The organism is Butyricimonas sp., from assembly GCF_019423355.1.
In the GTDB taxonomy this organism is placed as follows: Bacteria; Bacteroidota; Bacteroidia; order Bacteroidales; family Marinifilaceae; genus Butyricimonas; species Butyricimonas faecihominis.
The window spans coordinates 108,496-134,697 of the sequence record NZ_JAHZBP010000003.1 but is presented as its reverse complement, the minus strand read 5'-3'; the positions used below and the strand labels follow the sequence as shown (position 1 = coordinate 134,697).

Genomic DNA, 26,202 nt, shown 5'->3' with positions numbered 1-26,202 from the left:
TCCTATTCAATTATAAAAGTGAAAATATCCGACAACATAGCAGAATAATCCTCGTTACTTACTCTTAGTGTTACAACATAACGCCCCGCAGGCGCTTCCGGTTTCAAGGGAACTTCCATCTTGCCACATCCGCGAACCTTTATTTCTTTCGCTAATAATGTAGCTCCTTCCTCGGTTCCATTCAACGCTCTAACCTCAACTAATTCATAAGTCAAAGGTTCCGTACCCAAGACTCCACTAATATTACCGGTTACCCAAGGTGCATTATTGGCCAATCGATTTTCATCATACTTATCATCACCTAGCACCTTACGAATAACCAATGAATCCTGTGGGGCATAACTTGCATCCTTTACCTGTAAATACCCGACCTTCACACCATCACACGCCCCAAAAGTCAAAATCATCAATAATATAATAATAACCTGTCTCATCATATTTCATTCATTAAAGTTGTCCAAAAGTATAACCATACGCTAAAGAATGCACGATCCCATTATCCGGTTGAATATCCGTGGAAGCGACATCAATATTTGTAGTACTTACAATATACAGAACCACGGCACCTGCCTCAGGTACTCCTGCAAATGATTCTTGAAGAGAGAACACTCGGAATGTAGACCCAGCCGCCGACTCGAACGTGATACCGGAAGTAGCATCCGTACTCGTTCCTCTTGGAATATCCTCCACCTTATATTTTCCTTTCACGATATGACGCAAAATCCAAGTCCGGCATTGCTCTACCCCGACACCATCGACAAACTCTCTCATGCTATGATAATCATATATCTTTTCTGTATAGTTTGAATTCCAATGCGATTTTTCAAACATCTTTCGCCGAATGGAATGATTGGTAGGACCAAAAAAAGTAATATTTTCATACCCCTCCTTTTCTCCCGTGAAATACTCCTCCAATCCTGTATATTCTATCAATAAAAGTAACGAATCCCAATCGTAAGAATTTGATTGAAAATACTCGTACATGTTCCCGTTGAACTTCGCTTTAGCAAGTCCGGTATTTATCTGGTTGTATTTTGTACAACCGACAAATGCAGATAACAATATTCCTAATAATATAAATTGTTTCATCTTTGTTCTCTTAATTAATTCATAAACTGGGACCAATACACATTTTGCCTCAACAAGCCATTCAGCTCGAAAGCATCATCAAATATGGGCAAGAATATCGCCCCGTTCTTTACATCCGTCAGGGTCATCGTGGTGAAAGCTCCTTTCAATTCCTTGTTAATATATTCCATGCCATTGCGTATAACATCAAAGAATCGATGTCCTTCCATCAAAAATTCACGTTCTCGCTCGTGGAATATCGCATATTGCAACCCCCTACTATCATCTCTCCCCCCGGGATAAGCAATAGCATTTGCATTACTTCTCACCCGGTTCAGATCAGATTGAGCCAAACCATCCTGTCCCGTTTTAACGTAACATTCAGCTCTCAACAAATAAATATCGGATAATCTCCAATAGGCATAATTTGTCTTAACCGCCGACATTTTTTGCCTTCCGGGCAGATTAGGATCGGTTGTGTACACGAAAGACCGCCACTTATTCGGGTAGGCATATCCACCGGTCGTTTTTACTGAATCCGCAACCCGGTAAGTCTCATATTTATAGAAATATTCTTCCGGGCGTAAATCCTGTTCCTCATACAATTTTTCGATAGTTTCATAACTTATCAAACTTTTCCCGCTCCATTTGTGACTAGCTGCAGTCGACACGTCCGGATGGTAAGGATAACCTATATACCTTGCTCCCAATATGTAAGGAGCTGTTATTATATCAACTTGCATATCCATCGTAAGTTCAAAAATAGTTTCGGGATTTTCCTTATCAATATCCGAAAAAAGTTCGCATAATGCTTTCGGACTCCCGGCAAAACTATAAGCTCCCGCCTCTCCATCAATGATGAAAGTAGCGTATTCAATCGATTTACTATAACAATCTTTCGAATTTCCTTCCAAACCGAGTAAATCAATCAAACTCCCTTTCCAAGCGTAAGCATGAGCCAACAAAGCCGCCGCAGAACCTTTACTTCCAAATTGTTTTGACGTGATTTTTGCCCCCAGACGATCCTGCAACTCGGATTGTACCGGTAAATGATTAAAAGCCTTCGTGGCATTTGCAATCGCAGTATCTATAACCTCTAGGATGGGTTTATTCCCATAAACCTCCGATGACGTACTATTCCGAGTAATAGGTACCGCTCCCCATTTCTGACCGATAATAAAATAAGCTAATCCTTTTGCAAAACAAGCCTGAGCCTCATAATATTGAAGTCGTTCGGGACTCACCTTTGCGGCCGCCGTCCCCATATTCTCTAAAAGTACATTTGCCATGTACACGATCCAATAAGATTCCGACCAATTTGTTCCCTGTGTCCCGATAATTACCGTCGGAGTCCAGTACCATTCTGCCAAGGAATTACCCGTGTAATCATCATGCATTCCCGCCGCTTCCTGAGTTTGAATATCAAACAATCGATCATGTACAAAATCCTGTAATTGATACAAAGTAACCTCCAGATCTTGTTCTGTCTTGTAAAAATTATCGAAAGAAACCATTATTTCCGGCTCCACGTCCAACAGACTATTACATGAAGAAAATAGTCCGATCAATATTATATAGAGAAACTTTTTCATTGACTAAAATTTAATCGTTAATCCCAAGGTGAATTTTCTAGCGGAGGGATAAGTCTCCATACGGTCATATCCTTGCAATAGATCGACGTTCTCCGGGTCTAATCCTGAATAATTAGTCAACAGAAACAGATTTTCACCCGTGAAAAATACGCGAACACTTGCCAAGTAACATTTCTTTGCCCACTCGCTCGGCAAGTTATACCCTAAAGTTAATTGCTTCAAGCGGATAAAATTAACAGTCTCGATATTTGAATCGATTTGACCATCAAATTGCCCGTAATTATATGAATAAATAGCATCAATCGTCGGATAATCCGCATTATCTCCCTCTTTTTCCCAAAAACTCATGTTACGATAATCTTCAAACACGGCTCCTAAATTCGTTGAATTAAAATTCAACGTACTTTTCCGGAATACATTAATCATCTTACGTCCCAAAGAATAATTAAACAAAACGTTCAGATCAAAACCTTTCCACTTTACCTCACTGGCAATACCCCCGTAGGCAAGCGGCAAGGTAGAACCGGCAAAATACAAATCCTTGTCCGTGATCACGCCATCCCCGTTTAAGTCTGCAATGACATTCATCCCCGCACGAGTTGGATTAACCTTTCCGCCGTTTCCCAAATACTTAGAATTTCCCTGTTGATCCCAATACTTCGGAACATCGTTCTCACTCTGTGCAATACCTAAATTTTTATAAGCACGCAATTGGTATGTCGATTTTCCAATTACATATTTATCGGAAATATCCACCCCGGTATAAGTCTTTTCCAAAACATTCCAATTTCGAGAAACATTGAAACGAGCACGCCATTTCACCTCCGTATCTCGCAAAATATCGAATTGGGTTTCTAACTCGATTCCCTGATTGGACACCTCGAATGCATTATCCCACATGGTTGTATGGAAATAAACCGTACCCGGTAACTTGGTTTGCCATAATATCGATCTCGTGTATTTATAATAATAATCCAATTTCATTTTCACCCGATAATCGAACAAATCTACATCTAACCCCAAATCATATTGATCTGATTTCTCCCACGTCAAATCTTGATTCTGCATTTGCGTGGGCACCATCCCGCTAACACCCAAAAAAGTAGATCCCAGATCGAGCACCCCTTGTGCCAAATACGGGTTACTAAAGACTTGTCCTGATTTACCCCAAGAACCACGAATTTTTCCGTGACTTAACCACCAGAAATTTCTCATAAAACTCTCGTCGGAAAAATTCCATCCTAAAGCAATTGATGGGAAAGTTGCCCACCGGACATTCTTACCAAAAACGGAAGATCCGTCCCGACGTAAAGTAAATTCCATCAAATATTTTCTATCGAAATTATATGCCACACGCCCAAAATAACTCACCATAATCTTTTCTTCAAAACCGGATAGGAAATTCTGCATCGCCTGAACAGTTCCATCCAATTCTTTCGTCGTTGGCATCCCATTTATCACGTAATGGATGTAATTACTAGGAGATCCTTTCCCGCTTCCGGACAGACTATTCTTTGCCTCCCGTGTATACGAAAAACCAAATAACCAATCAAAATTATGCCGTTCTTTTATACTAAAATTATAATGCAACAATTCCTCCGTTTGCAGTAACATACTCCCGATAACGCTCCCCGTCGACAAACTTAAACCATACCTTGAATCTAGTGTACTCGGACGAAAATTATTCCCGTTTGCCTGACTATAATCAATTCCCAAAGAACCAGAAACATCCAAGCCTTCGATAATTTTATAAGCCAAACGAATATTTGATCGGATATTAAAGTTATATTTCTTTTCAGAAACCGTGTTAAGCCCTTCAAATATTTTATCATACACAGTCCCGGAACTTGGAATCAACGTGGACTGACTCGTAGGTTTGACCGTCATGTATGATATATTCTTATTGTCAGATAAACCGCTTCCCGCAGAACTCATGTCAGTATAAGAAAGCGATAAACGCATATCCAAAGATAAATTTTTACGGGGAGTCAAATTTAAATTTGAAATTAAATTTGCTCGTGAAAAATCCGAACCGACCATAATTCCCCGTTCGTTATACCAACCGATTCCAACCATATATTTTACCTTCGCTGTTCCACCGGATGCCTGAAGATTTGCATTCAATATCTTACCGGTACGAAAAGTATATTTCCACCAATTCGTGGAATTATTATAAAAAGGATTCAAACTATCCTGTAACTGACGTTCCAAAGGCACTTTATTAAGAAGAGAAGAAGCCCCGTTTCTCCAAAAATAATCGTAAACGGCCCCGGCCTTTCCCATAGCCTCATTATACGATGATGGCATGTAGACCTGCTGAGTCATATTATTCGAATATCCCCATCTCACGTGTCTAGCTGCATACAACCACCACTGACGTTCCCCATTACCTTGTATTTGTACCGGAGTTTCCGGCAAGCAAGACCACGAGTAGGACGCATTTGCTTGGAAAACAGCTGTTCCTTCCCGACCGCGTTTTGTCGTGATCAAAATAACCCCGTTGGAAGCCCTCGATCCGTATATCGCCGCAGAAGCGGCATCTTTCAAGACTTCCACAGACTCAATCGTCATCGGATCAATCTCCGCCAAGGTATTCGTTCCGGTCAATGGAGAAGTAAACGATTGGATTGGAACACCATCTACCACGTACAAAGGAGTTCCATCGTTTACTCCCTCTTGCATTAACGTGTTGTAACCACGAATAGCAACACGAGTACCCCCACCTCCGGGAGCTCCTGAAACGTTACTCACTTCCACTCCCGCCATATGTCCTTGTAGCAAATTTTCTAAACTGGCAGAAGGAACTTCTTCCAAATCTTTTGACTTCACGGAAGAAATTGAACTGATCAATTCTTTTTTATTCCTTTCCCCATAAGCAATCACCGTCACCTCGTCCAAGTCGGAAACCTCCTCTTTCAACACCACGAGCAACTCCTCTCCCGCCTTGAAATTCTTGATCTCTTGTTTAAACCCCACAAAAGAGAAAATCAACCGTCCCGTTTCCACGGGTAAGGTCAAAGTAAACACCCCTTGGGCATCCGTGGCACATCCCACCGTGGTACTATCCAAACGAACGGTCACTCCCGGAAGAGGTTGTTTCTTCTCGTCAACCACCTTTCCCTTAATCGTGAATTTCTTCACTTCCTTTTTCTCGTCCTTGACTTGTGTTGGTTTCACGATAATCACGTTTCCCTCGAACAAAAAATCCAACCCCGTGAAAACCCGGTTCAACAAAACATCCACGGCCTCATCCTTGGCCGAGACGGATATATTATTGAACGAGATCAAATCCGCATCATTATACACGAAGAACAAATTCGTCTCCTTCTGAATCTGTTTAAATAGTTCCATCGCACCAACATTCTTCACGTCCAACGTCACCCGCTGTTCTTGCGAGAAGCCATTGGCAGAAATCGTCATGCTGGTCATTGTCATCAAAATAAATAATAACCTCATGATTTTCAATAAATTCTTTTTACCATAGAAATAGTAAAAACTTTGGTTTTTTTTCATACATTTGATTTTTGAATTAAAAAACTACTTGGGTAAACATTGTCGCATTTGTTTACCCGAATGAATTCAAACTCCGGATAAGTAGCCGCTTGTCCGGAATTTTATTTTCGCACGATTATCACTCTACCTTTTATCTCGAACTGCACATGGGATGTCTTCTCGATCAGAGACAACAACCCATTAATTTCCTCGTAACGGGGCAAATACCCGCTAAACCGTTCGTTTCTTACCTCGTTATTCACAAAGAACACCTGAATATCATACCACAACGATAGTTCATCCAGTATCTCGCCTATACTCTTGTTCTCGAAATAATAATTTCCTCGCTGCCACGCCACGTAAGATAACACGTCCACGTCCCGAACCGTAACCCGTCCCGCGAGCTTGTTAAACACCGCTTGCTGGTTCGGTTTCAACATCACTTCCGCCAATCCCTTCGGTTTCACCGACACGGAACCTTCCACCAACGTCGTTTGGATCTGGTCATCCCGACGAGAGTTCACGTTAAACTGCGTTCCGTACACCTTCACCTCCATCCCGTTCGCCTCCACGATAAACGGTTTCTCGGTATTCTTCACCACCTCGAAATAAGCCTCTCCCTCCAACCGTACCCGTCGCTCCTTACCCGCAAACTTCACCGGGTAACGAATCTCTGTCGCCGCATTCACCCACACTTTCGTCCCATCGGCCAGCATGATCGTGTACTCTCCCCCTTTAGGAGTAATCAAGCGATTCTGTAAATTAACATCCTGATCATCCAGAGAATCCACGTAAACCAACGCCTGATCATTCGTGTGAATCGTCACCCCGTCAATCTCTTTCAGTGTCATCCGGGAAGTATCAAGAGCAAGGACTTTCCCGTCATTCAACACCAACGTCGCTTTTCTCACGCCATGCTCAATAGGCCCGATACCGTAATCCACAACTTCCTCCACGGATTGCCTTGTCCAAAGTAACATTCCCGCAATAATCGGTAATGCCAACATTGCCGCGTAACTCACCACCTTCAACCACACCCGTCGTCCCCGTCTCCGGTAAGCCTCGTCAACTCTCGTCTCGAAATCCTGTTTAAATCGTTTCTTTGTCTCCACGCTCAACTGGAAATTCTCCCGCCTCGCCACGAAACGTTTCATCTCCCCGTAAAGCTGTCGATGTCTTTCCGATTCATCCAGCCAAGCTTCCAAAACCTGCCTATCCTCCTCATCCAGTGAAGAAGTAAAGCTCCGTTTTATCAACCTCCAATCTATTTTCATCGTATTTTTCTAAAAATTTCGTCCCTATAACACGAAACCTCGAAAAATGTTTACAGGAGAAATGAAAAAATTTCAGAATTTTATCTTATCATTAAAATCAAACCTTCCATTTGCGAGTGATACCGTTTTTTTGAAACTCGATTATCCCCCGCAATTTCATAAATGTTGCGAGCAAGAAAAATCTGAACTAATGTGAAAAATCGTAATTATAATTTCATCATCCAGTTATCATATTGCGATCCGCTCCCATTCCGCTCCCATTCCTCCCCTATTCCCCTCCTATAACAATAACAAATATTTGTATTACGATAGGATATATTAACATTCGGTTTGGTCTATAATAACTATTTAATTGTGATATAATAACCATACCCGGCAGAAGCTTCCCCCAAGATCTCGTTTTTCAAGGACAAAAACAGCTTACCCGGGTCACGCACGTCACAACACACGAATGGAGCCGATTTGAAACAGCCTATACATTTTCAAGACAAACCGTCAACATGAAAAGCACTAGCGCGAAATCATAATCCGAGAAACAACGTTTCAACTTTTCCAACCCGCGATGCAACTGTACCTTTACGGTATTCTCATTCATCCCCAACTGTTCGGAAATCTCGCTGTACTTGTACCCATGCATGAAACGAAGAAGGCACACTTCCCGGCATTTTTCCGGTAACTCGTCCAGCACCTCCCGGATTTTCTCCAGAATCTCCTCCCGATCAATCATGTCCACGTTGTCCGAATAGACTGCCGCCTCGGCGTATAACGCCATATTACGATCCTCGACTTTCGCGTCCCGCAGGTAATTGTAACAACGATTACGCACGCTCGTGTAAAGGTAGGCTTTCAGGGAACCCTGATAATTTTTCAGAACCGATTTTTCATAGATCGCGATAAAGACCTCCTGCACAATATCATTGGCCACGTCTTCCCGGAATACCATATTCAGGGCAAACGTGAACAACTTGTCGAAATACCTGTCAAACAAATCTGAATAGGCTTTTCGATCATTCCGTCGTAATCTCTCTATCAATATTGATTCATCCAATTTCGCACTTATTTTGAACCATAGTGGGACAAAAATATTTTTTATTTTCCACTTATAAAAAGTATTCCTCGTAATTTATGTTCAAATTAACATACTTAATAGTTGAATACAGATAATTAGAACCACCATCGCTATCGGATAAACCGTTGCATAGGCCACGCTCGGGATGTTACTGTCAGTCATGGAGTCAGCGGCAGCCAATCCCGGTGTGCTCGTCATTCCTCCCGTGATCGTTCCCATCAGATCCAAAATATTGATCCGGAAACCGTAGTACCCCACCAACAGAGCCACGATCATCGGCAACAAGGTAATAGCAAAACCTACCCCGAACAGGGTTAACCCGCTATTCACGAAGGTTTGTACCAGATTCACGCCTGCCGAGGTCCCGACTTCCGCCAAAAACAGTAACAATCCTAATTGACGTAACAGTTGATTGGCCGGGCCGGACATAGACCACACGATAGGTCCAGTCTTACCAAGATAACCCAAAACCAGAGCCACGATCAGAATTCCTCCCGTCAATCCCGGAGAAAAGGTGAAACTATCGGAAAAAGAGATATTCACCTTTCCAAAAAGCACGCCCAACACGATACCCATTGCAATCGGGAAAAAATCGGTGTCCGACAAACGTCTCTTGTCATTCCCCAAAAGATTCAACACGTCCTTCATGCTCTCCTTCCGGGCTATTACTGTCAACTTATCACCAAAACGCAGAACTAAATCGGGACTCGGGGCCACGTCAATACCGGAACGACGCACACGGGTCACCGTACAGTGATAATTCTGATGCAGGTTCAAACTACCCAAGCTCTTCCCGGCCACCTCTTTATTCGTCAACAGCACGTACTGCATATCAATGCTATCCCCCAGAGGCAAATCCTGATTCATCTTTTCCCCGACCAAGATTTCTAACTGCCGCAAAGCATTCGGGGAGCCTACCGCCTTGATCAAATTTCCCTCCCGCAACACGGATAGAGGGGTTGGGATCTCGGTCAGGTTATCGTGAACCAAACGGGAAACCACGGCTCCTGTCATGGTCCGAATTTGCAAATCAGCCAAGCTCTTGTCAAAAGCGTTCGGATTACTCACCCGGAAAACAGCCGTTTTGATCTCCGGGTATTGTTGTTGCTGCAAGGCTTCCAGTCGTTTCTCTTCAGCACGGATGTCCACGCGTAATATCTTAGGTAAAAGTTTCACGAACAGAATCACCCCGATCACCCCAAAAGGATAGGCAATCCCGTAAGCGATGGAAGAGGATGAGGAACCCGTGGCATCAATAGCGGCAGCCAAACCCGGTGTACTCGTCAACGCTCCCGCAATCAATCCCACGACACTCGGCGTATCGATGTCAAACAAATATTTAGAGGCGATTCCGGTCAGTGCTGCCGTGGCCACGATTAATAACGTGATAATTGCCAGCACTTTCCCTTTCGCTTTAAAAGAGGTAAAAAATCCCGGCCCGGCCTGCATTCCGATCGTGAAAATAAATAGTACCAACCCGAAATTTCCCAGTTCTTTCGGGATAATTACCCCGAAATGACCGAAAAGCAAGGCGATAAAAATGACCGCTGACACGTCCAGCGATATTCCTTTAAAATTAATTCGTCCCAGTATAAAACCTAGAGCAACAATTAAAAACAACGCGAAATAAGAAGATTGTAATAATGATTCCATAAATAAATAGATTCCGTGATTACCGATTAATGATTTCGTGATTAATCGGATGATTAAATCAATAATTTATCCAGCTGTCCCCAAAATGTAGGGAAAGACTTCGTCACCACCCCGGCATTGCGGATGACCAAACCGGGTAACTTTAACCCGACAGGAGCAAACGCCATTGCCATACGATGGTCTTGATAAGTATCTATTTCCAATGAAATCAACGTATTCCGTTCCCGATTCCATGACAACTCGCCATGCACGGGGACATCCAGATCATACCCCAATTTATGTAACTCTCGAATCGAGGCGGCTACCCGGTCACACTCTTTAACATACAAAGTTTCCAAGCCGCAAATATGAAACGGAATATCTTTTAAACAACAAGTCACGATAAAAGTAAGAGCCAGATCGGGCATTTCCGTGAAATCCGCCTCGAATAAACCCGTGTTTTCACCAGCAACTCTCAAGAGAACTCCCGATTCCCGCCATTCTGTTTGCACCCCTAATTGTTCCCACAATCTATATTGTAACGCATCCCCTTGCAAACTGTCTTTTTCCAAGTCCGAAATAAAGATTTCCCCCTGCCCGACAATAGAAAGCATCTCGTAGAAATAAGATGCTGCCGTCCAGTCGGATTCCACACGCAAGTTTACCGGAATGTACCCCTTCTCGGGAATAATAATCTTTTTCCCTTCCAAACGCACGTCTACCCCGAACAAGCGCATCATGCCGGCCGTCATCCGTATGTAAGCGGCAGAAACGATTCTTTCTTCCAAATCGAGCGTCAAGCCTCCCGGCAGCAAAGGGGCAATCATCATCAAGGCCGACACGTATTGACTACTCACGGATGCGTCTAACGACAGGGAACGCCCTCCTTGTAAAGGTGCGGAAGTAATCCATAAAGGCGGAAAACCCTCGTCCCCCATGTAGGCGATACTCGCACCCAATTCCCGCAAAGCATCCACCAATACCTGCACGGGACGCTGTTTCATACGCTCCGAACCGGTTAATTCCCGGGTTCCGCCTTTCAAGGCAAAATAAGCCGTCAAGAAACGCATGGCAGTTCCAGCGTGTCCCACGTTGACCAGCCTGTCAGAAGTGGACAGGGCCTCCCGTAACACCCGTGTATCATCGCTATCCGACAAATTCTCCGGTACCGGGCATCCTGCCAAGGCACATAACACGAGCGCCCTGTTCGAGATACTCTTTGAAGCCGGTAAAACAGCCACACCTTCAATCTTTGTCTTGTCCCACGCGATAACTCGATCCATAATTCTACTCGTTATTTACACTTGGCTCAATGCCTCAACCACTAAATCTTTCGAACAATAATTATCTAGTGAAAACTCCCCGATGCCCGGGAGTAACGTGAAATTCACTCCCCGCCGTTCGTTTTTCTTATCATGCAACATCAATTCATACAAGGTATCAACATGCTCCATCAGAGGATAGTTCGGATAATATCGTTTAACAAAATTCCGGACTTCCAGGTAAATTTCTTCCGGGAAACCTTTTTCTTTGACGGACAGGTACAATTCGGCCACCAATCCCAATGCCACCGCCTCCCCGTGCAAAAGAGCCATTCCCCGCATGATAGACAAGCTTTCGATGGAATGCCCGATCGTGTGTCCGAAATTCAACACTTTACGCAGTCCCTGTTCCCTAGGGTCTTGGGAGACAATTTCACCTTTTATCGTCACGGAGCGCCGAATCAGCTCCAGAAAGTCCTCCGGACTCGTTTCTTGATATTCCAGATTCAACAACCGGATCAAATACTCCCGGTCTGACAATAAACCATGCTTGATCATCTCCGCGAAACCGGACATTCGTTCCCGCACGGGTAAATGACTTAAAAAATGGACATCGATAATCACTTTTTCCGGGATGGAGAACGTGCCGATCTCGTTTTTCAAACCGTTGAAATTAAACCCGGTTTTACCGCCCAAAGATGCATCAACCTGCGCCAGCAGTGTCGTGGGAACATTGATGCAACGCATCCCCCGCTTGAACGTGGAAGCCGCAAATCCTCCTAAATCCGTCACGACACCACCTCCCACGCACACGAGAATGGAAGATCGACGCGCCCCCCGTTTACTCAACATCGTCCAAATCCGGCTGACGCTTTCAATCGACTTATACTCTTCCCCGCAATCCAGAACCGTCACGTGAGAGGGAATCCAATCCACCTTCTCAAACAAACGATCACAAAAACCGACCGTGTGCTTATCCGCCACGATAAATAAATTCTCGTGCCTGATTCCGCCCAGTAATTCAGCAAGAACAATGCTGGCATCCGTGGTAAAAATGATACTTTCCATTCATCCTGTATTTCCGTACAAAATTAAACTATTTTAATCAGATGCCCAAAAGAGAAAGGGTTTATAAGGTTCATAAGGTTTATAAAGTCCATAAAGTTCTTGGACACCCGCGGGACCTTTGTCCACGGCAGCTTGGTTTGCCGATAGATTTTGCCCGGAGGACACCCCGCCACTTTATAAACCTTATAAACTTTACAAACCTTATGGACTCATTTTCTCCATTTCATTCGCTTTTCTAACTATAAAGGTGTATTTTTGTCTCAAATGACTTTTAAATATCGGCGTATGAATCATGAAAACTCGGTCCTAACAAGGGTTGCCATCACCATGGCACCCCGGCTTAACAATGCTCTTTTTGCCTCCTTGTTCCAACAATGTGGCGGAATTTCCGGCTTTTTCGAAGAAACAGATCAGAATATAGAGATTCTTTTCCGGGAAAATAACCTGACAAACATCCAACCCGAACGCTCCCGCTGGTTACAGATGGCAAAACAAGAGTTGGACGTCATGAAAAAACATCACATCCGGGTATGCGGAATCGAAGATTCGAATTATCCCCGCCTTTTGAAACATTGCGCGGATGCCCCGCTCGTACTATTTTATAAGGGGATTCTGGATGCCTCCGACTCGAAGAATATTGCCATCGTGGGAACCCGCAAAGCGACCGAAATGGGCAAGAAACGAGTAGACACGTTGCTCCATGAACTGGCCGAAACAGGTTACCACCCGAATATTATCAGTGGATTGGCTTACGGGATCGACATTACCGCCCACACGGCGTGCATGCATTACGGTTTAAAAGCACAGGCCGTTCTCGGACACGGCCTACACATGGTTTATCCTGCCTCACACAAAAGTATGGCCGAAAAGATTCTGGAACAAGGGGGAGCTTTAATTTCAGAATTTCCGACTTGCGCACAGATTTTACCGACAAACTTTCTCCAACGCAATCGAATCGTGGCAGGCATGAGCGAGGCGATTCTTGTCGCCGAATCTCCCATAAAAGGAGGGGCCATGTCTACCGCCCGACAAGCCTTGTCGTACAACCGGGACGTGATGGCGATTCCCGGAAGACCGGAAGACCCGACCTTCGCCGGGTGTAACCTGTTGATCAAACAAAATATTGCCGCCTTGGTAGAAAACATCAAGGATCTGATCCGGATTCTCAACTGGCCACCTCTCCCAACCGGCCCCTACCAGATGTCCCTAGATTTATTCCCCGTAACAAATAATGAAGTATTACTCATGGAGACTCTGTTAAAAAGAGGAGAACAAAATATCGATCAGTTACATCAACTTACACACATATCCGTGCATGACCTCTCCGTACTTCTTTTAAAACTCGAGCTGGAAGGTCACGTGATGCAACTCCCCGGTAATTGTTACACGCTCATTTAACAGGTTTTATTACAGATTCATAGCACTTCATGAATCGTGATTGAAATTTTAAACTATTATAACGTTTGCACCTACCAAAAAATAACTCGAAAAATTTTTGGAATCATAAACAAAAGCATACCTTTGAACCGAATTTTGATAATTCAAGTAAATGAAAATGTTTTTTTAAAGTTTTTACTTAAACAATATTCAAATGAAAGCAGAGATTAAAGAATTCATGGATGCCTTAAAGGCTAGAACCGTAGGTGAATCAGAATTCCACCAGGCAGTTCAAGAAGTGATTGAAACTGTATGGGATACCTATCAGGCAAACCCGAAATACAAGGCTAACAAGATCCTTGAGAAAATGGTAGAACCTGAAAGAGTAATCATGTTCAGAGTACCCTGGATCGACGATAAAGGTGAAGTACAAATCAACCGTGGTTATAGAGTACAATTCAACAGTGCTATTGGACCGTACAAAGGAGGTTTGCGTTTCCACCCGTCAGTAACCCTTGGCGGTTTGAAATTCTTAGGTTTCGAACAAACTTTCAAAAACTCTTTGACTACTCTTCCGATGGGTGGTGGTAAAGGAGGTTCTGACTTCAACCCGAAAGGAAAATCAGATAACGAAATCATGCGTTTCTGCCAAAGTTTCATGACTGAACTTTGCAAATATATCGGTGCTGATACTGACGTACCTGCAGGTGATATCGGTGTTGGAGCTCGTGAAATCGGTTTCTTGTTCGGACAATACAAGAGAATCCGTAACGAATTCGTTGGTGTATTAACTGGAAAGAACCGTGAATTCGGTGGTTCAAGAGTACGTCCGGAAGCTACTGGTTACGGTACCGTTTATTTCGCACAACACATGTTGGCTGAAAAAGGTGAGAAAATCGCCGGTAAGACTGTAGCTATCTCTGGTTTCGGTAACGTAGCTTGGGGTGCTGCTCAGAAATTAGTTCAATTAGGTGCTAAATTAGTTACCATTTCTGGTCCTGACGGATACATCTATGATGAAAAAGGTCTTACTCAAGAAGGTGTAGACTACATGTTGGAATTGCGTGCTAGCAACAACGACGTTGTAGCTCCTTACGCTGAGAAATTCGGTGCTAAATTCTTCCCGAAAGCTAAACCTTGGGAAGTTAAATGTGACATCGCATTCCCTTGCGCTATCCAAAACGAGTTGAACGAAGAAGATGCTAAGAAATTGGTTGCTAACGGTTGCCAAATGGTAGTTGAAACTTCTAACATGGGTTGTACTGCTGAAGCTGTTAACTACTTGAACGAACACATTACTTTCGCTCCGGGTAAAGCAGCTAACGCTGGTGGTGTTGCCGTTTCTGGTCTTGAAATGAGCCAAAACTCAATGAGATATAGCTGGACTGCTGAAGAAGTAGACGCTAAATTGTCTCAGATCATGAAAGACATCCACGATACTTGCGTTAAATTCGGTAGAGAAGGTAACAAGATCAACTATGTTAAGGGTGCTAACATCGGTGGCTTTATCAAAGTTGCTGAGGCTATGTGCGCTCAAGGACACTGCTAATAATACAGTAAGTCTATATAAAGAATCCGCCTCGAACGAGGCGGATTTTTTTATTCCTCTCTATTACCCGATCAGTAAAATTGATAAAACAAAAAGTAATCCGTGTATGCTATTATCAGGTTGTTTCCTGTACTTTCGCGTCATGAAAATATCAAAATATGCGTACTCATAATAAATCATCACAAGGTGCGGTCCGGATGGACATGCTGCACGGTAGTTTACTGAACAAAATTCTGTTGTTTTCTCTGCCATTAGCGGCAAGTAGCATCCTGCAGCAGTTATTCAACTCGGTAGATGTAGCCGTCGTGGGAAGATTTGCCAGCGATCAGGCTCTGGCAGCTGTGGGAAGCAACAGTTCGGTGATCAGCTTGATGATTAACCTGTTCGTGGGAATATCCGTCGGGGCAAATGTCGTGATCGCCAACTACATCGGGCAAAAAGATGAACGGGGAATCAAAAATGCCATACACACGGTCTCCGTGATCGCCTTGACAAGCGGGTGCCTACTACTCGTGGTAGGTTTACTCATAGCCCGCCCGATACTGGAAGCTATGGACACGCCCGATGATGTCATTGACTTGGCAGTTCTGTATCTTCGCATTTACTTTCTCGGGATGCCCTTCTTCATGATTTACAACTTCGGGGCAAGCATTCTCCGTAGCATGGGAGACACGAAACGCCCGCTTTATTGTCTTGTTGCTGCCGGGATCATCAATACCGTGCTAAACTTACTGTTGGTCATTGTCTTCAAGATGAGTGTTGCAGGCGTCGCTATTGGTACGGTCGTTGCCAACATGTTCAGCGCAGGCGTGATCATATACATCCTGCGACACGAACAAGGGCCATTCAAACTAAACTTCAAGCACCTCCGCATCAATCGTCCCGAATTACGAAAAGTTCTTCAAATCGGTGTCCCCGCAGGAATACAGGGGATGGTGTTTTCGATTGCCAACATTTTCATACAAGCAGCCGTCAACCGATTCGGTTCTGCAGCCATTGCAGGCTCCGCCGCAGCCCTTACTTACGAGTATTACTGTTATTTTGTCGTTAGTGCTTTCAGTCAAGCCGCGGTAACTTTTATCAGCCAAAATTACGGGGCCGGACAAATTGATCGCTGTAAAAGAATTTTCCGTCTGACGATGTTATTAAGTGTTGCCTGTTGCGGCTTGCTGAACGTGCTATTCGTCTGGCAAAAACACTTCGCCATCAGCTTCTTCACGTCCAGCCCGGAAGTATTCCATTATGCAGCACTTCGCATGAATATCGTCTTATTGACACAGTGTCTTGCCTGCTCATACGAAATTGCCGGAGCTGCACTCCGGGGACTTGGCTATTCCATGCTACCAGCAATCCTCACCGTGTTCGGTACCTGTGTCTTACGATTACTATGGATATACCTTGTCTGTCCCTTATTGCCCAGTTTCGACGCCTTGATGGTCATCTATCCCATTTCGTGGATCGTAACGGGTGCTGCCGTTCTGGTCGCATACTACGTGGTACAGAAAAAGTTATTCCGGCCCAAGGAAATGCCAATTTTTACCTAACAAGGTAAATGTTTAGGGTTATACCCCGAAAAACTTTTCAAACAAAGATAGTTTTTCGGGATATAACCCTAAATCATTTAAAAATGATTTCTATTTTTTAGAAAAATACTTCTCGATGATCTCTTCCAAAAGCGGACCATGCGGGTTGCGAGCAAGGATTTTACCGGATGCATCGATTAAAACCGTAAACGGAATCGCCTGTACCCCGTAATCAACACGGGAAACACTTTCCCAACCTTTCAATTCGGAAATCTGGATACCTGTCGGTTTATGCTTTTCAAGAGCATCTTGCCATTTTTCCCGGTCAGAATCAACGGACACTCCCACAATTTGTAATCCTTGATTTTTATACTTTTCCTGCAATCTCTTTAGCAGAGGAACCTCCTGAATGCAAGGGATACACCAAGATGCCCAGAAATCCAGTAAAATAAGTTGTTTCTTACCGACATAATCCGATAAACGAATCTCTTTCCCGTCTATTGTTCGAGCCACAATCTCCCGATAGGGCATTCCCACGTTCGTGACTTTCTGCGAATGCACGAAATAATCCTGTTTTTCCTGACGAGCCCGGATTAAAGTCTCGTATTGCTCCCGTATTTCCGGCCGAATAGTCGGATAAACCTCATCTACAAAAGCCTTGCTATACACATCTTTCCCGCAACAATGAAAGAAGAAGAACTCCCCGATTTCAGTACCCGCGTATTCTCGAATAAAGTTTTCTGATGCCGGAATGACATTCTCCTTAAAAATAGCACTACTTTTCAGATTATAGTAGTTATCTACCTCATTTTCCACACTCCCCGGCAAACGCTTCACGCTATCCCGTTCCTGCCATAAAAGTTGGCGTTGACGCACGGTTTCCCGCTTGGCCTCTCCTATCGTCGTCATGTACCGTTCATTTACAGGGGTTCCCGCCATAATGATTCCCAGCGTATCGTATTCTATCGCAACGTCTCCGGGTTCAATCACCACGGCTATTGAACCCATATCCGGGATCTTATAATCCACTCCATCAATCGTCAGCATATAGACAGTCGGTTCCTGCACCGTTCCGGCAAACCGAAATTTACCATCCTTAATTTTGACGCTATCCACTGGACTGGGTTTCTCCTCGGAGAAAAAGAACGTGGCAGGCGTAAGCTTAACCAGACATCCATCATAACGAGTCGGCAAACTCCCGGTAAGCGAATAGTGGTTCCCGCTCCCGCAAGAAGAAAAAAGTCCTGCTGCTGCAAGCAACAGGACGATCAGATTATTTCTCAGCATGATTTCCCTCCTCTTTAAGAATCTCGATAACATAAGAAATCTCATCCATCAGACCGCTGGGACTTCCACCGTACCCTTCCGCACGATAGCGGATATGCCCGTTTTTAAGGATGGCTTTTTGAGGAATACCCGACGTTCCGGGAAACATGGATTTATACACGACATTCCGTGAATTCTTTCCTTTCGGATTCGCATCATAAAGGACTTCCATGTTCCGGAAATCATTCTTCTTCCAAAGAGCATCTATCTTTTCACGGTTCGGTTCATCTTGCGTGATCACGAAATAAAATTTCACGGTCGGATCATTAGCATAAAGATCCACGGCCATCTGCATCCCATCTAAAGCAGCAATACAAGGCGCACACCACAAAGCCCAAAAATCAATCACCACGATTTCATCTTTTTTGAAACTGGCAGATTTCACTTTTCCTCCCTGATGTGATTCCATGACAAAGGGCTCAAAAGGTATATCTATAATTTCTGCACGAAGTTTATTCTTGATTTTTTCTACCTCATGCTTCGGTTTCAGAGATGCAATCCATGCCTCGAATGTGGCAGGTTTCTCCTTCAAGGTAGCATAATGCTCTCTTAATTTGTCATAAATTACCGGAGTCATCTGCCCGGCACTTGCCGCACCTTTCATTGCTTCGAAAGCCCCAGTATGGTTTCCTAACTTTTCCAGACTCACGATGTATGCCTCATTTCCTGCCGGATAAGAGATATACCGTTGATCCTCGTCAATCAAATTCATCATGTCCACGGCCTCTTGGTAACGACCACATTTTTCGGCAACTTGAGCATGAACACAGATGTAGTAATTCAACCACAAGCGAGCAAGCTCTTCCGCTTGTCGGGGAGAAGCTGCTATTGTCTGCCGATACGAACCGTCACCCACCTTAGCAATCATCTGGTCGATGAATTTCTTTGAAATCTCGACATAGTTTTCCGGTGGCGTGGGAGTTTTCCGAATAGCAAACTCGACACTTTTCCGGAATACATCATTGATCATTACCATATCCATCTCAGGCAATATTTCTTCCAGTTTCTTGTAATTCCCCGATTTGTAATACCTCGTGGCCAACTCCCGATAAAAATTATTATACACGAATCCTCTAGGATTCGGATTCTTCCTCCATGCCTCTATCGGGAAATCTTTTCGAAACTGATCGGCAGCCGCAAAGTATTCCTCTTCAGGCAAAGCATTCAACTCGAAAGAACGGTTAAAACGAGCCAAGCCCCCGTGCGGGAACAATTTGAGGATCACCTGATTGATACTATCCGCTTTCACTTTATTTTTCAAATCAATCCGGTAAGTACTACTGATTTCCTCGTATTCATTCTCGGTCAAATCCGGTTGGCTTTCCATGACTTTCAACAAGTGTGCTATTCCGGGACGACTGTTATCCCCATACATTTTTTTCAAAACTGATTTCATAGTCCCGAAAAAGTGGCGACCATATTGAGGATAATGTTTTGTCTCCTGATCCGTCCACATCATCGCGGCCTCGTTAGAAATCTCCTTGTAGTTCCCGGAAAAATAATTCCCGGTTTCCGATCCCAGCGAAGGCATCCGGAATACACCCCAAGCAAGGTATCTACCCGGCAAATAATCACCCGCACTATTTTTGGGGATAAACATAAACCCGTTATCGTTATTATTATCCGTTGAGTCCGGTTGCAAGGTAAACGTGGACTGGAATTTAAAAGCGATAAAAGCACAATTTTCCGGCATCTCGAAAGTTCCTTTCCAAAGATCTCCTTCCTGCTTCAATTGCACATCGCCCATCTCCCAGTGATAAAAATTATACATATAAACAATCCCGACCAAATCGGATCTACCTTCTAACGGTCCTCCTTTCGGATTATAGGTCAATTCCAAACTCTGACCGGCCACGGGTACTTCCGGATTTAAGGTCAAGCGGGACTCGTTTTGCTGGCCCAAAGCCATGTTAACCATGGCTAGGCAAGCAAAAAGAACATAAACAAATTTCTTTTTCATACTCTACAAACAATTATCTTTACAGTGATTTATTAAAAAGTCGTATTACCCATTTTCCGAAGATCAATACCAAATTCTTTCTTGTAGTAATCAATTAAAATATTCCATTTTTTCTGGATCAACTCGTATTCCGGGTTATTCAGGAACCAAGCTACTTCCTCATCCGTTTGGTTCCGTAAATGCAACATAAAAGATTTCAAATCGTTTTCTCTCGCTTGAGTCCACGGGTAATCCCCCCAATACCACTCTTCCTGCGCTCCGGAATAACTATTAAATGTCGGTAAAAATCCTCTCTTTCGATAAGCTTCCAAATTTTCACCATCTAACGGGAGAGCAGGTGCATTCTCGTAATCCGTATCTTCATAAAACTCATCCGGAACATTCAACAATCCCTGAGCAATATAATAATCCCACATCGCTCCCAATAGTTCGTTTTTCCTCGTCCTTTTAGTTATGGCATCCATAGCGGTCAAATCTTCATTCATTCCTCCAATAATGAGCGCATTACCATTTATGCGATAATTATAAAGAGTTTTACCCCAACCGCGATCCAAATAAATTGAATCAGCCAGAAAGACCCGGTAGGGCATTCCTCCTTTTTTCAAAAATTCTTCCGGGAAAAACTGAAGCCAAATAGCCTGAATATAATCAAGCATGGCGTCCACATGGCGAGATTCTCCCATGATAGCCCGATAGATTTGGACGCCACCGCCTGCTGCCGTTTGTGTCCACAAAGCATCTTTCTCCGTGTAATTATAAAGCACGTAAGACGTATAGGTATCGAATATCTGCTGAATCCGATCGTTTGCCTCCTTCGAAGCGTCTCCCTGCGGTAGCACGTAATCCGGCAATATTTCGTCCGGCGCACCGATTTTCGTGTCTTCGCTACAAGAAATGCATGCAGCCCACAGGCAAGCTATAGCTAATAATATCTTTTTCATGATCTTCTATTTTACGTTTATTGAATCTCACCTTGTCTCGCTCCCATCTCCCGTGACGGATTCTGAACAAGAGCCCTGTTTTGCAATACAACACTGTTAGGAAACGGTAGTGTATACATGGGATCCCCCTGTTGCAGTACATATTCATACACCGCCCCTCCTTTTTCAGCCTTATACGTGTGTTTGATTTCCGGCATTCCTTGACGACGTAAATCAAACCAACGATGACCTTCAAAACAAAGTTCTTTTCGACGTTCCAACCGGATCTCATCCAGAAGCGCCTGACCACTCAGATTTACATCCGTGTAACCGATCACGCGGGTCTTCCGGAATGCATTCAATTCGGCCAACGCCAACCCTTCCTCTCCGGAAAGAGCGTAAGCTTCCATCCGGTTCAAAAACGCTTCTGCCGAACGGATAGATTGTCCTAACTCTGAACTACTCATTGGTTTTTTCAGGTATACCGTATTGTCATCACCCACAGCTTTGAGCGCATAAGCCAAAAAACGTTGGTCATTCACCTGATCCCATATAACCCGGAAAGCAGGCGCCGTTCCCGGCTGATATTCCCAATGATTCGCAACCGCACTCGGCCCGAAAAACCATTCAACCTCGGGATTATTGTAAGAAATCGGGGCATAACCATTATCTGTCAGGATAACATCCAAATTATTTACCATATTCAATAATCCAATTCCTTGCTTTTCTGCTTTCTCCACCTCGGCAATACACTCTTTATAATTCTCCATGTACAGATAAACCCGGGAAAGCAGGATATGAATGGCCGGCTGATTGATCCGGAAATTCTTACGCATAATCGGAAGAGGGTCCAGCAAACGGGCTGCCTCCAACAAATCTTTCAGAATCACCTCTTCATAAATATACCCCACGGTGGAACGTTCAATGTTCTTTTCCGTCAAATCGGAAATCAACCGAACCGGAACTCCTAAAGCGTCCTTATTATGGTTATAGGGTTCCCCATAAATATTAACCAATTGAAAATACAGTAACGCTCTCACGGCAAGAGCTTCAGCCTTCACCCGATCCCGATCGTCCTGTGTTCCTATGGCCTCATCAATATAATCCAGCACGGCGTTACATCCCAATATTTTTGAATAGAACTGGGCGTACGTGGTAGAACTTGCCGTTTCATTGATCTCACTATCGTAACCATCATAATCGGCAAGAGTCGGTTGCCATGAATAGATCGGGAATTGGGTGATAGCATTTGCCGTTTCCACGGTTCCCTCCGGACTCCACGGACTTGCATAAGTCAAAAAATGAGCACAATCATCATCCATCAAGGACAAGAAAGAAAAGCTCGGAGCCGACTCATCGGGATACCCCGTACCCAACAATAATTCTGAAAAGTCAGATGTTGTTTTCGGGATTACCTCACTTTGGGATTCTTCTTCTAAAAAATCTCCACAAGAACCCAGCATAAACGATCCCATGATAGCTCCTAAAATAAATATCTTGTTTTTCATCATTCTAACAATTATCCGTTCAACTAAAAATTAAGAGTTAACGAGCAAGAAACTGTCCGACGTGCAGGCCAATTCGCTGTTTCAGGATCACGTCCGTCCCATGCCTTGTCAAAAGCGATAAAGAAAGGATTAGCAAGACTGGCGTTCACGGATGCCCGTCTAACCCCAATCTTATTTACCCAAGCGTCAGGTAAATCGTATTGTAAGGAAATTTGCCTGCACCGGATAAAATCGGTGTCTGCCACCCTCAAGTCAGATTGGTTATACATCGCGTAAGGACTCATAGCAACATACCCTTCAACAGGTAACTGAATGTTTATTTCATTCGGATTTCCGGCAGGGATAGAAGGAATATTCGTGATTTTCTCGTCTCCCGGTTTACGCCAACGTTTAAACAAATAACGGGGTGCATTTTGTTCCGGTCTCGGAGCTCCCGCCGTGGCAAAGAAATCCGGAAGAAGGGCCTGAGCCCCGAATGACATGGCAAAACTAGCACGCAATACCAATCTCTTATATCGTAGAGAAGTATTGAGACCACCGGAAATGTCCGGCTCCGAGCAACCAATTTTCACCAAATAATCCAAATCATTCTCCGTAACATCTATATCCATATTCTTGAATGTCGGTCTTCCATTAGCCGGATCTAGCCCGTTAAATGCAAACCCGTAAAAAGTTCCATACTTTTCTCCACTAACAATCGCGGTCCCGTTAAGATAGTCATCCCGGGTATTTTCCCGTTGATTATTCCGAACTGTATTTTTCACCTTACTTGTGTTGAAAGAAAGAGACCAAGTGAAGTCTTTCGTTCTAACCGGAGTAACACTGACAGCCAATTCATAGCCGCTGTTTTTCATCGTCGTACCATCAACATAAGCATTGGCAACACCATTTTCAATGGGAACCTCCCGGGAAGCCAACACGTGACTGATTTTATTATACCAGCTAAGCCCGGCACTCATTCTTCCTTGGAAGAATGAAAAATCGACTCCCAAATTCCAATCTTCTGTCTTCTCCCAACCAAGATCAGGATAAGGTAACGATACCATCTTCAGCGTGTACTGCTGGAAATACCTATTCAATCCACCATCTTTCGCGATCAAATAAGGAGAAACTGCCACCACTGCATTCCCTCTCCAACCATAAGAAAACGAAATATCAAACATATCATACCACGAGGAGGCCCAAGCCATAAACGGTTCATTACCAATCCGCCATTTCACCCCGATTGATAAACTGGGATTAAATTTTTTATTTTCATCCTGACCGAAACGGTTGGAAGCATCCAAACGGGCATTGAAATTCATAATATAACGCTCTTTATAACCATACACGGCTGTAAAATACTCACTAACCGTATTATTTTTCGTCGTCGTAATCGTGGTTCCAGCCCGCATTTCATCATGAAGATCTCTCGGATTCTTATGCAACCCGTTCGCAGCTGTTATTTCTGTCGGAACCGTAGCAAACTTCTCTCCCCGGTAGTAAAGATAACCGTACCGCAAACTCGCATTACCCTCCTGAGTCACAGAATTGACTTGAAATCCCAAATTCAACGTGAGGCGATGATCCTCATTAAACATTTTATTATACACTAAACTACTTCTAAAAGAATAGTTTTTCGTCTGGGCATACTCCGATTGCAATAATCCCCCAAACGGCAAGACACTGGCATACTGTTCCGCCGAATTAGGCAGAATCTCTCCCACCTCGTAACCGCGAATTTGGGCTATGTAATGCGTGTTTTCCGTTGCCCATGACTTAATTTTATTCGTTGCAAGGGCATAAGATGCTGTTGTCTGAAATTCCAGATCTTTCAACAAATTCAACCGCAAATTCAAAGCTGCCTGCAAGTTCGTACCATCTGTTTCCGTACCGGAATTATCTCGTTCATTCAATATGTTATAGTTATATGAAAACTTATTCTGGATAGAAAAACTCGTTGCCCCGGCTTTTTCGTGATAATACAGAGTTCCATCTTCATGATAAGCAGGAATATCCCGGGCTGTATTCATTGCGTACTCGTAAGGACTTACCCCAAACGCAAAATCCTCCGTTTCCCGATAACTACCGTTCAATTGCAAATCAATGATCAACCGCTTATCCAAACGGAAAGTGGTATTAGAACTAGCCGTCAACGTGGTCATGCCATTTCCTTTTGCCTCACCCCGAGTACTGTTAATTCCCACGGAAAAACGACTTGAAACTTTTTCCCCTTGAGCAGAGATACTGACATTATGGGCATGGCTGAAACTATTTCGGAACAAAATATCAAACCAATCCGTATTCATCCTCTCCATTTTCCGGTACTCTTGTTCAAATTGCAGTCGGGTAATCTCTTTCTTTTGTAGTTTCTGGATTAAACCGGCATAACCGATCGGTAAAACATTCTGATTATAACTATCCCGATCTTCCCACAATTGTTGGGAAAATCTCATGTGTTCCTGAGAATTCATCATATCATACATACGATAAGCAGGTTTCATCCCCACGCTAAAATTACCACTGTACGATATATTCAAACCGTCCCCTTTCGCTTTCTTGGTCGTAATCACGATAACCCCGTTGGTTGCTTTCGTCCCGTAAATCGCCGTGGCAGACGCATCCTTCAACACAGTAATCGTTTCTATATCTGCAGGATTAAGCCAAGAAATCGCATTGCTGGCCGTTTCCCGCAATCCATCCATTTCGGAAGAAAGAGGACTTGCATCATCCGGAATCGGGAGAGGATCGGATTGAATCACACCATCCACAACCCAAAGCGGCTCCTGATTTCCCAACAAGGTTGAGGTTCCACGAATACGAATCTTGGGAGAACCGCCCACTTTTCCCGTTTTGTTTATAACGGACATACCCGGAACCCATCCCTGCAACATCTGGTCGATGGTCGCCTCGCCAGCCACCTGTATGTCCTCTGCCCGTATTTGCGTCACGGCCCCGACATAACTACCGCGATCAATTGTGGCATAACCAGTAACAATCACATCCTCCAAAGTTTCTAAATCCTCTTGCATAACCACGTTAATAGTATCTTTCCCGGCATATGCCACCTCCCGGGTTTTCATCCCGACAAAAGAGAAAAGCAACGACAACTTTTCCGTCTTGGGAAGAGTCAAGGCGTATCGCCCATTCCCATCAGTCGCCGTACCGATAGTCAAACCTTTAACGATCACGGTTACACCCGGTAACGGAAGTTTCTTGTTATCTGTTACCTGACCGACAATCCGGATATCTTTCTTACTCTTATCATCCTCCACCTCATCCTTAGGCACGATCATGATAAGATCATTTTTAAATTTAAACGTTAAATCCGTATCTTTCAAAATACGATTCAATACCTCTTCCACGGTTTCATTCTCCACCCGTAACGACAACTTACCCAATTGTTTCGTTTGCTCCGGATTAAAGAGGAAACACCAATTCGTCTGTTTTTGAATCTCATCCAACAAAACTTTCACCGACACGTTCTTCAGGTCAAGACTAACCCGCTCTTGTTGAGCAAACGAGCTAGCTGAAAGTGTCAACGTGAAAACACAAATAAACAAGAGACACAATTTCATAAGCATCAAAAGTTTTTTAACATAC

Annotated in this window: 17 protein-coding genes; 3 read left to right on the top strand and 14 right to left on the bottom strand. The window is 43.8% G+C overall.

Features of this window, described 5'->3' with window-relative positions; all coding sequences use genetic code 11:
- Positions 1-2: 2 nt before the first annotated feature.
- From QVC79_RS05565 to aroB, 9 genes are all read right to left on the bottom strand, one after another.
- Complete coding sequence (locus tag QVC79_RS05565; RefSeq protein WP_270594363.1) at positions 3-437, bottom strand: hypothetical protein; 435 nt, start codon at positions 435-437, stop codon at positions 3-5.
- Positions 438-447: 10 nt separating this feature from the next.
- On the bottom strand, positions 448-1,089 hold the full coding sequence (locus QVC79_RS05560) for a fasciclin domain-containing protein (protein WP_270594365.1): 642 nt from the start codon (positions 1,087-1,089) through the stop codon (positions 448-450).
- Positions 1,090-1,103: 14 nt separating this feature from the next.
- Entirely contained in the window at positions 1,104-2,660 is a 1,557-nt protein-coding gene (locus tag QVC79_RS05555) for a RagB/SusD family nutrient uptake outer membrane protein (protein WP_270594366.1), read from the bottom strand.
- 3 nt (positions 2,661-2,663) lie between these two features.
- Positions 2,664-6,173: a SusC/RagA family TonB-linked outer membrane protein gene (locus QVC79_RS05550; protein ID WP_270594368.1), complete on the bottom strand. Its 3,510-nt coding sequence runs from the start codon at positions 6,171-6,173 to the stop codon at positions 2,664-2,666.
- 101 nt (positions 6,174-6,274) lie between these two features.
- On the bottom strand, positions 6,275-7,426 hold the full coding sequence (locus tag QVC79_RS05545; protein ID WP_124317752.1) for a FecR domain-containing protein: 1,152 nt from the start codon (positions 7,424-7,426) through the stop codon (positions 6,275-6,277).
- A gap of 472 nt (positions 7,427-7,898) precedes the next feature.
- The gene (locus QVC79_RS05540; protein ID WP_270594369.1) at positions 7,899-8,474 is read right to left on the bottom strand and encodes an RNA polymerase sigma factor; all 576 of its coding nucleotides are present in this window, start codon (positions 8,472-8,474) and stop codon (positions 7,899-7,901) included.
- A gap of 81 nt (positions 8,475-8,555) precedes the next feature.
- Entirely contained in the window at positions 8,556-10,148 is a 1,593-nt protein-coding gene (locus QVC79_RS05535) for an aspartate:alanine exchanger family transporter (RefSeq protein WP_270594372.1), read from the bottom strand.
- Positions 10,149-10,201: 53 nt separating this feature from the next.
- A complete protein-coding gene (locus QVC79_RS05530; RefSeq protein WP_270594373.1) occupies positions 10,202-11,410 on the bottom strand; it encodes a 3-phosphoshikimate 1-carboxyvinyltransferase in 1,209 nt (402 codons plus the stop codon).
- Between the two features lie 15 nt (positions 11,411-11,425).
- Positions 11,426-12,457 carry a 3-dehydroquinate synthase gene (gene aroB / locus QVC79_RS05525; RefSeq protein ID WP_270594374.1) on the bottom strand — a complete coding sequence of 344 codons (1,032 nt, stop codon included), beginning with the start codon at positions 12,455-12,457 and terminating at the stop codon, positions 11,426-11,428.
- Between the two features lie 285 nt (positions 12,458-12,742).
- Between aroB and dprA the strand changes: the two genes are divergently transcribed.
- The 3 genes from dprA to QVC79_RS05510 all read left to right on the top strand — a co-directional run bounded on the left by dprA (position 12,743) and on the right by QVC79_RS05510 (position 16,927).
- Positions 12,743-13,855: a DNA-processing protein DprA gene (dprA, locus tag QVC79_RS05520; RefSeq protein ID WP_270594376.1), complete on the top strand. Its 1,113-nt coding sequence runs from the start codon at positions 12,743-12,745 to the stop codon at positions 13,853-13,855.
- 193 nt (positions 13,856-14,048) lie between these two features.
- The gene (gene gdhA / locus QVC79_RS05515; protein ID WP_124316597.1) at positions 14,049-15,383 is read left to right on the top strand and encodes an NADP-specific glutamate dehydrogenase; all 1,335 of its coding nucleotides are present in this window, start codon (positions 14,049-14,051) and stop codon (positions 15,381-15,383) included.
- Between the two features lie 158 nt (positions 15,384-15,541).
- Positions 15,542-16,927 carry an MATE family efflux transporter gene (locus QVC79_RS05510; RefSeq protein WP_124316596.1) on the top strand — a complete coding sequence of 462 codons (1,386 nt, stop codon included), beginning with the start codon at positions 15,542-15,544 and terminating at the stop codon, positions 16,925-16,927.
- 90 nt (positions 16,928-17,017) lie between these two features.
- Here QVC79_RS05510 and QVC79_RS05505 read toward each other — a convergent pair whose 3' ends face one another.
- From QVC79_RS05505 to QVC79_RS05485, 5 genes are read right to left on the bottom strand one after another with little or no spacing between them, the layout of a single operon-like run.
- A complete protein-coding gene (locus QVC79_RS05505; RefSeq protein WP_270594378.1) occupies positions 17,018-18,193 on the bottom strand; it encodes a TlpA disulfide reductase family protein in 1,176 nt (391 codons plus the stop codon).
- Entirely contained in the window at positions 18,180-20,192 is a 2,013-nt protein-coding gene (locus QVC79_RS05500) for a TlpA family protein disulfide reductase (RefSeq protein ID WP_270594379.1), read from the bottom strand. Before QVC79_RS05500 ends, QVC79_RS05505 begins: the two co-directional genes overlap by 14 nt.
- A gap of 32 nt (positions 20,193-20,224) precedes the next feature.
- Entirely contained in the window at positions 20,225-21,133 is a 909-nt protein-coding gene (locus tag QVC79_RS05495; RefSeq protein WP_270594380.1) for a hypothetical protein, read from the bottom strand.
- 17 nt (positions 21,134-21,150) lie between these two features.
- Positions 21,151-22,620, bottom strand: a complete 1,470-nt coding sequence (locus tag QVC79_RS05490; RefSeq protein ID WP_270594381.1) for a RagB/SusD family nutrient uptake outer membrane protein — start codon at positions 22,618-22,620, stop codon at positions 21,151-21,153.
- A gap of 23 nt (positions 22,621-22,643) precedes the next feature.
- A complete protein-coding gene (locus tag QVC79_RS05485; RefSeq protein ID WP_287642443.1) occupies positions 22,644-26,183 on the bottom strand; it encodes a SusC/RagA family TonB-linked outer membrane protein in 3,540 nt (1,179 codons plus the stop codon).
- Between the last annotated feature and the right edge of the window lie 19 nt (positions 26,184-26,202).

Excerpts from the sequence above, each read along its gene's own strand:
- QVC79_RS05555 (WP_270594366.1), bottom strand. The coding sequence starts at position 2,660 with ATGAAAAAGTTTCTCTATATAATATTGATCGGACTATTTTCTTCATGT.
- QVC79_RS05565 (WP_270594363.1), bottom strand. The coding sequence starts at position 437 with ATGATGAGACAGGTTATTATTATATTATTGATGATTTTGACTTTTGGG.
- gdhA (WP_124316597.1), top strand. The coding sequence starts at position 14,049 with ATGAAAGCAGAGATTAAAGAATTCATGGATGCCTTAAAGGCTAGAACC.
- QVC79_RS05495 (WP_270594380.1), bottom strand. The coding sequence starts at position 21,133 with ATGAAAAAGATATTATTAGCTATAGCTTGCCTGTGGGCTGCATGCATT.
- QVC79_RS05500 (WP_270594379.1), bottom strand. The coding sequence starts at position 20,192 with ATGAAAAAGAAATTTGTTTATGTTCTTTTTGCTTGCCTAGCCATGGTT.
- QVC79_RS05550 (WP_270594368.1), bottom strand. The coding sequence starts at position 6,173 with ATGAAAAAAAACCAAAGTTTTTACTATTTCTATGGTAAAAAGAATTTA.
- QVC79_RS05510 (WP_124316596.1), top strand. The coding sequence starts at position 15,542 with ATGCGTACTCATAATAAATCATCACAAGGTGCGGTCCGGATGGACATG.
- QVC79_RS05530 (WP_270594373.1), bottom strand. The coding sequence starts at position 11,410 with ATGGATCGAGTTATCGCGTGGGACAAGACAAAGATTGAAGGTGTGGCT.
- QVC79_RS05490 (WP_270594381.1), bottom strand. The coding sequence starts at position 22,620 with ATGAAAAACAAGATATTTATTTTAGGAGCTATCATGGGATCGTTTATG.
- QVC79_RS05545 (WP_124317752.1), bottom strand. The coding sequence starts at position 7,426 with ATGAAAATAGATTGGAGGTTGATAAAACGGAGCTTTACTTCTTCACTG.
- aroB (WP_270594374.1), bottom strand. The coding sequence starts at position 12,457 with ATGGAAAGTATCATTTTTACCACGGATGCCAGCATTGTTCTTGCTGAA.
- QVC79_RS05485 (WP_287642443.1), bottom strand. The coding sequence starts at position 26,183 with ATGCTTATGAAATTGTGTCTCTTGTTTATTTGTGTTTTCACGTTGACA.
- QVC79_RS05560 (WP_270594365.1), bottom strand. The coding sequence starts at position 1,089 with ATGAAACAATTTATATTATTAGGAATATTGTTATCTGCATTTGTCGGT.
- QVC79_RS05535 (WP_270594372.1), bottom strand. The coding sequence starts at position 10,148 with ATGGAATCATTATTACAATCTTCTTATTTCGCGTTGTTTTTAATTGTT.
- QVC79_RS05505 (WP_270594378.1), bottom strand. The coding sequence starts at position 18,193 with ATGCTGAGAAATAATCTGATCGTCCTGTTGCTTGCAGCAGCAGGACTT.
- dprA (WP_270594376.1), top strand. The coding sequence starts at position 12,743 with ATGAATCATGAAAACTCGGTCCTAACAAGGGTTGCCATCACCATGGCA.